Source organism: Thiobacillus denitrificans DSM 12475 (assembly GCF_000376425.1).
GTDB lineage: Bacteria > Pseudomonadota > Gammaproteobacteria > Burkholderiales > Thiobacillaceae > Thiobacillus > Thiobacillus denitrificans.
On the sequence record NZ_AQWL01000002.1, the window covers coordinates 397,878 to 410,232 of the forward strand.

The 12,355-nt window shown below is 62.6% G+C and carries 9 protein-coding genes; all 9 read right to left on the reverse strand.

Features of this window, described 5'->3' with window-relative positions; translation table 11 throughout:
• Positions 1–6 precede the first annotated feature (6 nt).
• The 9 genes from B059_RS0104255 to B059_RS0104295 all read right to left on the reverse strand — a co-directional run bounded on the left by B059_RS0104255 (position 7) and on the right by B059_RS0104295 (position 12,200).
• On the reverse strand, positions 7–3,120 hold the full coding sequence (locus tag B059_RS0104255; RefSeq protein WP_018077006.1) for a sulfatase-like hydrolase/transferase: 3,114 nt from the start codon (positions 3,118–3,120) through the stop codon (positions 7–9).
• Positions 3,117–4,088, reverse strand: a complete 972-nt coding sequence (locus tag B059_RS0104260; protein WP_245538726.1) for a sulfotransferase family protein — start codon at positions 4,086–4,088, stop codon at positions 3,117–3,119. Before B059_RS0104260 ends, B059_RS0104255 begins: the two co-directional genes overlap by 4 nt.
• A 6-nt stretch (positions 4,089–4,094) precedes the next feature.
• Positions 4,095–5,021 carry a glycosyltransferase family 2 protein gene (locus B059_RS0104265; RefSeq protein ID WP_018077008.1) on the reverse strand — a complete coding sequence of 309 codons (927 nt, stop codon included), beginning with the start codon at positions 5,019–5,021 and terminating at the stop codon, positions 4,095–4,097.
• A 4-nt stretch (positions 5,022–5,025) separates the two neighbouring features.
• Positions 5,026–5,994 (reverse strand): glycosyltransferase family 2 protein, encoded by a 969-nt coding sequence (locus B059_RS0104270; protein ID WP_018077009.1) that lies wholly within the window; start codon positions 5,992–5,994, stop codon positions 5,026–5,028.
• The gene (locus tag B059_RS0104275; RefSeq protein WP_018077010.1) at positions 5,981–6,931 is read right to left on the reverse strand and encodes a glycosyltransferase family 2 protein; all 951 of its coding nucleotides are present in this window, start codon (positions 6,929–6,931) and stop codon (positions 5,981–5,983) included. Before B059_RS0104275 ends, B059_RS0104270 begins: the two co-directional genes overlap by 14 nt.
• Positions 6,932–6,940: 9 nt before the next feature.
• Positions 6,941–7,741 (reverse strand): polysaccharide deacetylase family protein, encoded by an 801-nt coding sequence (locus B059_RS0104280; RefSeq protein WP_018077011.1) that lies wholly within the window; start codon positions 7,739–7,741, stop codon positions 6,941–6,943.
• A complete protein-coding gene (locus B059_RS0104285; protein ID WP_018077012.1) occupies positions 7,738–9,207 on the reverse strand; it encodes a lipopolysaccharide biosynthesis protein in 1,470 nt (489 codons plus the stop codon). Before B059_RS0104285 ends, B059_RS0104280 begins: the two co-directional genes overlap by 4 nt.
• 56 nt (positions 9,208–9,263) lie before the next feature.
• A complete protein-coding gene (locus tag B059_RS0104290) occupies positions 9,264–10,124 on the reverse strand; it encodes a class I SAM-dependent methyltransferase (protein ID WP_245538727.1) in 861 nt (286 codons plus the stop codon).
• A gap of 969 nt (positions 10,125–11,093) precedes the next feature.
• Positions 11,094–12,200, reverse strand: coding sequence for a glycosyltransferase family 4 protein (locus tag B059_RS0104295; protein WP_018077014.1), 1,107 nt, complete (start codon positions 12,198–12,200; stop codon positions 11,094–11,096).
• Between the last annotated feature and the right edge of the window lie 155 nt (positions 12,201–12,355).

A 12,355-nucleotide genomic window follows, 5' to 3' on the forward strand; every position in this document is an offset into this window, starting at 1 on the left:
CCCATATCACTCAATGGTGGCCTGTGCATCGGTGGCCAGGAAATCCTGCAGCCTTGTCCAGAGTTCGGCACGGATTTCTGGATGCTTGTCCGAAACGTCATATTGGCAAATTGGGTCGTTTTCCAGGTCGAAGAGCCTTAGCAGATGCCCCGATTCCAGCGGCTGATGAACCAGCTTCCAGCGTCCCCAACGCAACATTCTGTTTTTTGCGCGCAGGATGGTTCCCCGGAACTGGGGCTTGATCGCAAGTGTTCCGGTACCGCGGTTCGGGACTTCCATCAGTTCCAGTAGCCCCGGGTAGCGCAAATGGCCTTCGGGGAGACCGGGAATCTCGGTGATCCAGATGCCGGTTTCGTTGAAGGCCGCGAGATGGGGACATTCACCCGTTTCGGCAAGGCAGTTCAGCAGTGAAACACCTTCAACATGCGCCGGGATAGCCAAACCAACGCGCTCAAGGAGCGTGGGGACGAGATCGATCGAGCGCACCACGCTGTCGATCCTGCCGCGTGGCGGCCTGTGAGGGTCGTGAATGATCAGCGGGATACGGGGGCTCGCCTCGCCGACTGCCGAATTGCCCTGGCCCCACGTGTCGTGCTCAAAGAATTCCATGCCGTGGTCGGAGTAGACGACGACGAGCGTGTTGTCGGCCAGCCCGCAGGCTTCCAGATGCTGCAGCATCATGCCGATCTCGTCGTCGAACTCGGCGACGCAGCCGTCGTACAGGTCGATGATCTGGTCGAGGTCGAATTCCGACTTCGGTGCACCCTGGCGGCGGATGATCTCGAACGGGTCGGTTAGCTGCGCCATCGCGAATTTCGATTCGCCGGTGTAGGCCGGATCGGCGAAGCGCGTGTACCACGGCCACTCCGAGGCGAATGGCGGGTGGGTGGTCGAATAGAAGACGTTGAGGAGGAACGGCTGCGCACTTTCGGCGAAGCGCGAGACCAGTCGTCGTGCGCGCCTACCCAGCGGCTGCGTCAGCGGTACGCCGCCGAGGTAATACAGTTCCGGCAGCAGCAGGCGGCCCAGCCGGTTGTGGAGGAAGAGCGAAATATACAGCCGCAAGTCCTTGGGCCCTTGGCGGATCAGGTACTTCAGGTTCCACTGGTCGTGCGGCAGGTCGGTGTAGTCGAAACCGAAGGAGAACTTGCCCATGTCGGCGCCGCACCAGTCGGAGACCGCGGCGGTGCGATAGCCGGCCTGCTTCAGCAGCGTGGGCAGGGCATCGACCGTCAGCCGTGTGCTTTCGTCGCTGACGTAGTTGTCACGGATGCCGTGGGTGTGCGGCCAGGTGCCGGTGAACATGGAAATCAGGCTCGGCGCAGTGCGCGCGCACGGCACGTAACAGTTGGCGAACAGCGCACCGTCAGTTGCCAAGCGATCGAGGTTGGGGCTCAGCTTACGACGGTAGCCGAGCGCGCCGAGGCGGTCGGCGCGCAGGGTGTCGGAGCCGATCATCAGGATGTTGGGCGGCGCGTTTTCCGCCCGCGCCGGGCGCTTGCGCGGCGGCAGTGCATGCGGCTGCCAGCCGGCCCAGACGATCGTTCCTGAATAAAACAGGGCTGTGGCCCACAGTGCGATCAAATCGCCGAGGCGGGTATCCTTGGCCAGTTTCCAGGAGGTGGCGGCCAGCAGCAGGGCTGTGGCAGCGACACCCAGCGCCTGCAGGCGGGCAATACGTGCCGGCGTCATCGCATGCCACAGCCGGTACACCCGGCTCATGCGGTAATGCATCGACGCCACCAGCAGGCCTGGATTGAAGCGCAGCTTGCGGATGAACTGCAGCATGAAACCGCCCACGATGCCGAGCAGGGCGGCGACAGCGGCGAGCGGCCCTGACCACCCTGCACCGGATAACGTAGCCAGCATGAAGTAAATCAGCACTCCGGCACCGCCAGTGAACAGCATCACGGCGAATGCCCAGATCGAGAGCCGGGACAGTGCGAAGAGCGTGTAGCGTCGGTAATGGGTGAGTACTTCCTCGCGCATGCGCGGTCCGGTTTGCGAAAAATCGAGCAGCGATTTGGCAAGCAGGGCCAGGGTCCCCACACCTGCCACCAGCATCAGCGGAAGCAGGCCCGCCCAGCGTGCATCGCCACTGGCGAACCAGGCGAGTAACCCGCAGGCTGCAGTGACGACGCCGAGCCCCTTGATCCGCAGCGTACTGCGGTCGGGCGGCAGATCCAGTTGCTTGCGGCGATAGCCAGATTCGCGATGCCCCTGGATTTCTCCCAGGGCCGCCGCAGTACGGATCAGGTAGAAGCGGCGCTTGGACCATGACAGGCTCAGCAGCCCGTGAAGGAAGTACTCCCCCAGCTTGCGCCACATGTAGAGCGGGACGGCGCCGCCACCTTGAATGCGGCTGGTGGAGCGAGTGCGCTGATAGCTTTTCTTCAGCAGGTATGCGAGCCGCAGGCGCTCGGTGTCGACAAAGTGGTACTGAACAATGGCCGGGGCATACTGGCATTGTTCGCCGCGCGACAGGGCCCGCAAGACGTATTCGCTGTCTTCCCCGCCGCCAAGGTCATGGCCATGCGGACCCAGTTCGGTGGAGAACCGGCCCATAGCGTCGAACACCCGACGCCGGACGGTCAGGTTGCCCCCGCCCGGAATAGGGCCGGCAGCCGCGGTGATCAGGCGAGGCGTGTCGCCCTGATCGTAGCGTGGAACGGGCAGCGGATAAATGCGGTAGGGGCCCTCGTCGTGGACCCAGGCGGGCTCGCTGCCATCCCAATCTGGCAGGATGCGTCCGCAATAGAGGCCGGCATCCGGCCACCGATGCACGGCCTGTTCGATGGCGGCCAGGAAGCCCGCATCGACTCGATGGTCATCATCGACGAACGTGGTGAGCTCTGTTTCGATGCGCCCAATGGCGGCGTTCAGTGCGTGCGACTTTCCGGGGGTGGGGACCTCGATCAGCGACAGAGGAAGCAGGCCTTCTGCCTGTTGCCTTGCCTGGTATGCCGTCATGCGTGCGACGGTGTCATCCGTGCAGGCGTTGGCCGCCACCAGTATGCGTACTGGCATGGCCGGGCGTTCAGCCCGGTTGAGCGAAGCCAGCACGTTCGCGAGCAGGTTCGCCCGGTTATGCGTGCAGATGAGTATGGTCAGCGCAGTCACACAGATTTCGCCTTGGAACGTTGCCAGTAGGCGGTCAACAGATTGTTGTGCAACCGGTAAGCGGCCTTGACTGCGAGCCGCGGCGGCTGCGCCGAGGTCGTCAATTCATAGCCCAGTTCGCGCAAGGTGTTGCCTGCGACGCTCTCGAACGCGCGGATCTGCGCGGCAGACATCCGGGTGCGCCACTTGCCGGCGTTGTCCACCTTCAGGGGCTCGTGCACCAGCGGCGTCTTGCCCGGGTCATCAACGGGTGAAACTGCGAACATCCCGGCCGAGTAGGGTTCGCCGAGAAATTCACAGAGGGCCTGCATGGTGTCTTCAGGCTGTGCGAGCAGGTCCTCGTAGCGCAACTCGAGGTACTGGCCTGGCGGAAGCTGGCGACCCTGTTCACGTCCCTTCTCGATATAGCTTTCCCAATACTCCGCTGCGAAATAGGCGTTGTAGACATAGAAGTCATTGCGCCGACCGAACAAGGACAAGGCGACGTCGCGTCCGTCGCGAATCAGATGGACGAATTGGGCCTTGGGAAACCATTCCAGCAGCCGCGTCATGTGCATGACGTAATACGGCGTCTTGTCGCCCCAGCGAGCCTTGCCCTCCCCCTGGGCATTCTTCTCGAACAGGCCGCTGATGATGGCCGGCAGCGTATGGCGCCCGGTGACGTGCAGCTCGGCCGCAAGCGCATCGCGGTCGAAACGCATGCCGTGCAGGTCCGTCTCCAGAAATTCGCGACTCTGGTCGTACATCGCCTGCAACACCGCCCGGATGTTCTCCAGTTGGCTGAGGTCGCCGAACACTTCCCGGTTGCGGTACAGCGGCATGAAGAAATGCGACTCGCCCGTCGGCAGCGAGATGCTGGGCAGATTGCGCAGGCGATATTGCAGCATCGTCGTGCCGGAACGGGGGGCGCCGACGATGAAGACAGGCGAGTCACTGCGTGGTGGCGGCGTCATGGGAACGGTATTCATTGGAGGTCAGGTCTGCGAACGGCGCTGGTAGCCGACGATCAGGCCCAGCGCGTGGGTGGTATTCATGCCCTGGCGCAACAGGCGCGATTTGCTAGAGAGCAGCAGCTTCAGTGTCGTCAGGCAATGACGAAGAAACTGTCTCAGCAGGAACGGCGGGATGCCAAATACGGTGTGCGGGAACGCCGGCAGGCGAAACTGGCCATGGCGTAGGCCGGCGCGGTAATGCAACTGCAGGAAATAGCGTGGCGTGAGCTTCCAGGGGTCGACACCGTGCCATACCGCCATGTCTGGCCGGTAGCGGATGCGTGCGCCGAGATCGAGCAGAGCGCGCAGCATCATGGCATCCTCGCCGCCGCCAACGCCTTCGCCCGTGCGGTTGAAGCGTGCATCGAAGCGCAGTTCCGGATGGTCGCGGAAGAACGGCATCGCGTAGGCGGTGTTGCCGCTCCACACCGGCGTGGTGTCGTCGGCAATCCAGAAGGGCTTGGCGCCGTGGTCGAGCCGGCCGAGAAAACCCGCGACCTCGTCATCCAGCCAGCCAGGGCGGCGGCAGGGGCTGAAGTCGATCTCGATGCGGCCGCCGGCACAGTGCGTACCTTCGTTTGCGATCGCGTCGTACGCCGCGGCCAGGAAGCCGGCCTGCGGCAGTTCGTCGTCGTCGATGAACACCAGGATGTCGCGGCCGAGCGTTTCAGCCAGTGCGCGGTTGCGCGCGGGTACGATGCCGGGCGCGGTCTCGGTGACGATGCGCAACGGCGCCCCCGGTTCGCGCTGCAGCCGCGCCAGCACCTCGAGCGTGTCGTCCGGACTGTCGTTGTTGACGGCGAGGATATCGAACGGCGCTGGGCACGACTGCGCACGCAACGCGCCGACCAGCTTGTCCAGCCGGTCGGCACGCTTGAAGGTACAGAAGGCGACGGTGAGCGTGGGCATGCGATCAGGGCAGGGTGCGTGCGCTGCGACGCGCGTCGATGAGGCGGATCAGGGCGTCAAAGGCTGGTGCCGGTAGAAAGCTGGCCAGGATGTACTTGGCGTCGCGTGCATTCCAGTCGGCGCGGCGGAAGGCGTGCCGGAACAGCCGTCGCGCCGAATCGGTGTCGCGGCGCCAGTGGCAGCGATAGGCCTCGGGCAGCAGCGAACCGTAGACCCGGGCGTCGCGCTCGTTGCGACCGAGATGGGCGACCTGTTCGGGATGATGTCGCACGAAATCCTCGCGCACGGCGATTGCGTCGAATACCTGGCGCCAGCGCGGAATGTGGGCGTCGCCGCGCGGGTAGCGGCGGTAGTAGGCAAGTACTTCGGGCACGCGGACCACGGTGGGCTGCTGGACGAGCATGCGCAGCCAGAGGTCGTAGTCCATGGCAGTCGGCCGACGCTCCGAGAATCCGCGCAGGGTGTCGACCAGCTGGCGTCGCAGCAGCACGCCATTGATGGGCCAGGGGCAGGCTTGCAGGAATAGCGCGGCCGCATCGGTCTCGGCGTAGTTGGGCGGGACGTAGGGTTGGGTATTGGCCGCCGCTTCGCCTACGTTCTGCCAGCCGCAGTAGGCTACGTCCGCCAGGGTGTCGGTCAGCGCTGCATGCAGTTGCTTCAGCGCGTCGGGGTGCCAGGTGTCGTCGGCATCGAGGAAGGCGACGAAGTTGCCGCGCGCGTGCGCCAGCCCCTGGTTGCGCGCGGCATAGGGCCCGCTGTTGGTCTGGTGCTGCACGGTGACGCGGCCGGGATGGGCGATGGCCAGACGCTCGACGATGTCGGCCGAGCCATCCGTCGAGCCGTCGTCGACGACGACGAGTTCGACCTGCGGATAAGTCTGCTGCAATACGCTCGCGATCGCCTCTTCCACGTAGGGAGCGGCGTTGTGGCAGGGCATGACGACGGAAATCAGCGCGGGGTCAAAGTTGTCCATCGGGCGTCGGGGCATTGCGATCTCGCAGGTTGATCAGCCAGCGGTGCCAGGCTGCAGGTAGCCAGGCGGGTAGCATGTGTTTCCAGTCCGAGAGTGTGCCATAGCCTTGTTTCATGACAGTGCGGAAGATGGCGCGGGCGGCCGGCAGGTCGCGCTGCCAGTAGCAGGCATAGCCGCGCTTCAGCAGCTCGCCGCTGGTGAGCGCGCGAATGCGCGCTCGGCCGAGCGTGGCGGCGAAGTCCGGGTGGGCGGCCAGGAAATCGCGCTGCGCCTGCCAGTGTTGCAGGGCGGCACGCGCACGGTCACCCGAGGCTTGGCTGCTGCCGTGAAAATGGTAGTAGGCCAGCACCTCGGGCACCCGCACGATGGGCGCGGTCGTCGCCACCCGCAGCCACAGGGCATAGTCCTCGGCGTTCTTCAGCGCCGGATCGAAACCGTTCGCCGCCAGCACGGCCGCGTGCTTGACCAGCGCGGCGTGGATCGGCCAGCGGCAGCCGGCAAACAGGGTTTCGGCCTTGTCGGCATTCTCGTAATCCGGCGGCACGAAGGGCGCACCGCGCCCGCCCGGCAGCCCCAGATTCTGCCAGCCGCAATACGCCAGCACGGCATCGGAACGTGATTCCAGGGCGGTCAGCATGTGTTCCAGAAATTGCGGAGACCAGGTGTCGTCCGCATCGAGGAAGGCCACGTGGCGACCCTGTGCCACTGCCAGGCCGGCGTTGCGCGCGGCGCTGACGCCGCGATTTGGCTGGCTCAGCATGCGGATGCGGCGGTCGGTCTGCGCCTTGAGCCAGGCCGGTGTAGCGTCGGTCGAGCCGTCGTCCACGGCGATCAGTTCCCAGTCGGCGCAGGTCTGTGCCAGCACGCTGCCGACGCTGACTGGCAGGTGCGCGGCGGCGTTGTGGCAAGGCATGACGATGGAGACGGTGGGCGGCATCGGCCGGGCTCAGGTGCGTTTCAGGCGCCGGAACGCGTAGGCCGCGATGTCGCGCCAGCGCACGTCATGGCTGCCGAAATAAAGCTTGCGTGCGAAGCTGCCGAGGGTGTCGCTGTTGAACACGGTCAGCCGCCGCAGTTGATACGGATTCCCGTCGCGCAGGACCCAGCCGGTGCGGGTGGTGCAGGCAGCCGCGTAGCCGGCGTGTTGCGCGGCTTCGGCACAGCGCACGTCCCAGGCGCCGTAGGGATAGGCGAAGCTGCCAATCGGCTGTCCGAGCAGGGTTTCCAGCGTCGTCTTCGATTCGACGAGTTCGCGCATCATGGCAGCGTCGTCGAGTTCAGTAAGGCGAGCGTGGCTGACGGTATGCGAGCCGATCTCCATGCCGCCGGCCTGCATCTCGCGCAGTTCGTTGGCATTCAGCAGACGTCCCACAGGCCGGCCATCGGCCGGCCAGGCGGGCTCGCGTCCGATCGAGCCGCTGACGATGAACCAGGTGGCGCGCATGCCGCGCTTCTGCAGCTCCTCGCAGGCGGCGAGATTGTCGACGTAGCCGTCGTCGAACGTGATGACGGCGGTGCGCCCCCCCCATGCCTTGGCCGGCCTGGCCGCGAGCGTGCCCATGGTCGGGGTGGCATAGCCCTCGGCAGCGAGAAAGTCGAGCTGTTCGCGGAAGCGCTGCATCGACACCGCCCACGGCCAGGACGGTGTGCCTGCACCAGGCGTGACGGCGTGATACATGAGCATGGCCGGACCATGCTGGCCAGCCTGGTTGTGCATTGCGCGCGAGAGGGGATCGAGCCAGGTCATAGGGGGGTAGGCTTGGCGAGTTTAAGCTTGATTTTCCAGCGGTTCGTCTCTGCGGCGAGTGCAGGGATCGGCAAGTACAGGAAAGCGAGGGCGTAAACCAGTGCACCCGTGCTCGACATGAGCAGTACGTAGAGCGCGTCGATTGCCTGCACGGAGGGCGGAATGAGCTGGTCGAGGAGCCACAGGGCCGCCGCCAGGATGACATTCAGCAACAGGGCCGGCATGAAGGCGTGTGCCAGGTCGGCCCAGCGCGCCTGGAGCGACTGCTGCGCCAGCCAGAACATGTGGGTGCTCATGTAGAGCAGTGCGATCGCCAGGCCGGCTGCCACGCCCTGCATGCCGTAGGGCAGACCGATGATGATCGCCGCACCCGCGATGAAAATCATGATCACCTGGGCGACGAGTTCCTTGCCGAGGCCGTTGCGCGCGGCGAGCACCGCGCCGGACAGGTTCTCGATCATCATCAGCGGCGCGGCCAGGCTGAGGATCGTCAGGGGGGCTGCGGAGTCAGCCCAGCGGTGGCCGAACAGGGTGACGACCAGCGGCTCGGCGAGCCACAGGAAGCCGAGGTAGAACGGCAGCCCATACACCGCGACCAGGGTCAGGCTGCGAAAGAACAGGTAACGCGACTTGTCGAGGTTGTCCTGCTCCTTGGCGAGCGCGCGGAACAGCACCTCGTACACCGAGCCGGTGATGACGCTGTGCGGGCGCGTCGCCAGACTCTCAGCCTTGTTGAACAGGCCGACGCCGGCCGGGCCGATGCTGCGCGACAGCAGGAAAGTCGGCAACTGGCTGCGCACGTAGTAGACGATGTTGTTGCTGGAGGCGAGCAGACCGTAACGCATCAGCTCGCCGGCGCGCGCGAAATCGAAGCACAGGCCCGGGCGCCAGCGGGCATACCACGCGAACTGCAGCGCGCCGGCGACAGAGCTGAACAAACCCGCCAGAATCAGGCTCCAGGGGCCGTGCCCGAGCCAGGCCAGACTCAGCGCGACAGCGTTGTATACGACGAGGTTGCTCAGTTGGACGGCGGTCTTGGCCTTGAAGCGCATGTCGCGGTGCAGCATGTTGCTGGGCACGTTGAAGAAGGGTCGGACCATGAAGGACAGTGCCGCCACCCGCAATAGGTCGGCGTACAGCGGGTTCTCGTACCAGCGACCGAACCAGGGGGCGATGGTGAAGAAGAAGCCGACGATCGCCAGGCCGATCAGCGTCTGCAGGGTGAACAGCAGGTCAAAGTCGCGCTTCGACGCCTCCTTTGCGCGCACGATCGCCTGCCCCATGCCGCCGCCGGCGACGAAGCCGGCCAGGCTGGTGAAGATCAGGATGGTCGCCACCATGCCGAATTCGGCCGGCATCAGCAGGCGTGCGAGGACCAGCCCGAGGGCGAAGTTGATGATCTGGCTACCGGTGTTGCCGATGAACACCCATTTGGCGCCGTGGCGGATGGAATGGCCAAGGCTCATTTTTTTCTGAGCGGCGTCGGAAGCGAGGAAGTCATGGGCGAATTAGTGAGCAAATTCTATGCCCGTGTACGGTTCGTTTGGTTGCGTATTATGGCCTGATCGCGGCCGCGTCTGGAGCCCAGTCGCCAGGCGGCTAGCAATGCGAGGGGGATGACCAGCAATTTGTGACTGGCGAGCAGGAGCTTCCATCGTGGCAGGCGTTTTCTCGAGAACACGTGCAGCCGTCCCAGCGGGTAGTACGTCATGCCCAGCCGCTCTGCCAGGCGGGCCAGCCCCAGGCGGGAAAAGAAAGCGATGTGCTGGCCAGTGCCGAATGCGTAATAACTCCAGTGTTCTGGTAAAGGCGGGGCGTTGTCCGCAAAAACCTCGGTCGTAAAAATCAAGGTGTCGGACTGATGGTCAGCAAGGGTACGTTGTATGAAATCGAGCGGATCGAGTGTGTGTTCCAGTATCTCTACGGCGCTGACAGACAGACAGGCGCCTTGCGTGGCGTCATACTCGAAGCCGCGCGCAAAGAGGTTGGCGGCATAACGGTCGGACCAGAAATAATTGAATCCCAAATCACGCATCAACCGGGTCAGCAGACCATATCCGCCCGCTACATCCACGTATTTTTCCTTCCCGCGGTCACCCAGGACAAAGTAGTTGATTGCCGCGAGCCGCAGGGCAGTAAAAATATTGCGGGAGGCAACGTCCGTGTCTTCCTGGGCGATGGCTTCGGAGTAGGCTTCTTCCAGCCATGTGGGTTCACTGACGAACAGGTGATCGCATTCTGCGCAGTAGCGATAGTTGGCCTCATGTTTGTTGAGAACTGCTGCAGTGAATAGGGTTCTGGTTTCTGCGCTGCAAATATGGCACTTCAATCTGAGATTACTTGGGTTCTTGCCTGAATAAGCTGTCATTGTGTTTGTGTTCATGACTCATATGTTCTTGTGCGGGCTTGCGTTAGTTTCTGCTCAGAAGTTTCTTGGCAAATGGACGTAAACGATTGAGTTTGAGTGCCTGTTCGGTTTGAAACAGCCACATTTTCGCTTGATGATCGCTGTCAGGTCCTTCTGCCCCAATGCATCGAGAGGGGATAGCCGTTCGAGATAAAGCTCCAGTTCGGAAGGCATTCTGATAGGCGTCGCTCATCATTGACGTTCACTTTTGGCAGATGACTGAGTATACGTGCGTGATTGTCATGCCTACGTATGAATGCGTCGTTGATTTTCCTCCGGAATTCATCATCGACATCGTATGGGTGTAGTGATGTGTTGGAGCGACAGACCAAAGTGCTGTAAAGGCATTCGAACTTGTCCTGGTAGGTAATCGACAATGTAGGGGTGCCGTTTTCCAGTGAGGCAATAAGCAAATGCATGCACCCGGTGATAACAAGGTCGAGCAGCCCGTAAGCCGCTTGATCTTGTCAGGCTGGCCGATCGATGTATAGCGTACATGTACGAATTCCCTGTGTTGCAGTGCCCGATCGAATGCCTGCAGCATATACGTCCACCCATGACGAACAAGGCATGATGTTGACGTATTAATTCATCGAACGCGCGCGTTCCCGCTGCCCCGTGCCAGGCCTGCACGAAGGGTGTGTGCCCGACGCTCGGCACCACAATTGAACGGCGTTGTCCGCCGATGATGGTAAAGCTGGAGGCTGGGTTTTGTGTGCGGAGCGACTGCATCAAGGCACTGAACATGGCCAGGTTGTCCAGGGACCTGGAGGGGTCGCAGACATCTCCAGCATTAATGGCGAAACGTATGGCTACTTCGGGCATGACAAGCTGGGGTGTCAAAATACGTAAGCGACGCAAGGGTAGAACGCCCCGCAGGGCATTACGAGCAATGATGGCCTAATTGATCAAATATTGTCTGCGCATCGTCAATATCCAGGCTCGTCACAGGAGTGGGGCGCAAAGCTGCGTGACTCGCTCGACAAACAGGGCGCGCGTATAGTGTGTCGCGATCCTGGAACTCCCTTTCTCTGCATTACGTTCCCGGACATCGCGATCTCCCAGCCAGGCTATGCATTGTTCGGCAAAATGTGCGTCATCACCCGCGATTCCCAGGCCGGCATTTTCCAAGTCCGCCCTGAAGGCGTCGGCGCTGTAAGGTGTTGTTATGCATGCCCTGCCATAAGCGAGCGATTCCAGAATCTTGATGTTGGTGCCGCCACCGGAATAGATCGGTGCAATGGTGAATGCAGCTTCGCGATACGCCTCTTCCAGGTTGTCAACAAAACCAGGGGCTGAAACGTCGAGGTGTTGTTCCCATGCGTGTCGCAGGGCGGAAGACGCGGCGCCTGCCAACAGCAATCTGGCTTTTGGGCAGGCTGCCTTGATGACCGGCCAGCAGCGGAAAAGAAAGCGGTCGATCCCATCGCGATTGGGTGCATGCCAAAGCGAGCCGACGAAAAGCAGGGTGGAGCTGTCTACTTGCGGAAATGGTTGGGCCGGCGGGTTGTAGGGAATGTTGGGCAGGAGTGCCGATTTGAGTTCGCGATACCGTGCCTGGTCCCGCTGGCTGACGAAAAAATAGGCGTCAAAACGCCTGAGCTGTCGTTGTGCCAGCCAGGCCGCATACTTCGACTTGAGCTGCGTGGCCAACGCCAGTCCACCCGGTGTGTAGTGGTAACCCCAGTCGTCCAGATCGACCACGCTATGCAGGCCGGGCGGGATGAGCAGTTTGGTCAGAGGGTTGAGGTAACGGCTGACGATCAGCCGGTAGTGCCTGAGGTCAACCCCTTCTGCCTTGAGTGCCTGGTTTAGGGCGTTGTCCGGTTTAAATTTTCCGATGCCGAGCGGACGTTGGTGCCAAAGTCCATGTGCAAGGACCCCGGGTTTGGGAGATTCCAGTCGGCTGGGGCCGGCAGTAGGTTCCATCAGCAATACATCGACGTCAGCCAGTGTGCGTAGCGCTTCATGCAATAAAGCGGTGCGCTGCTGCGCGCCCGACTGGGGATTGAAAGGCGAAGCGGGTGAAACCAGTAAAATGCGATCAGGCATGGCAGGTCGATCCGGTCATGGAGTGTGCATACGGGATTTCATCAAGGCTGGCGGCACGGCAACACATAAGAGACTGCTATAGGCGCGTGCATTCGCATCAGCTCCGGAAACTTGCTGGCGAGAATCCGCCGATTGATGAATGTGTATTCATGTCG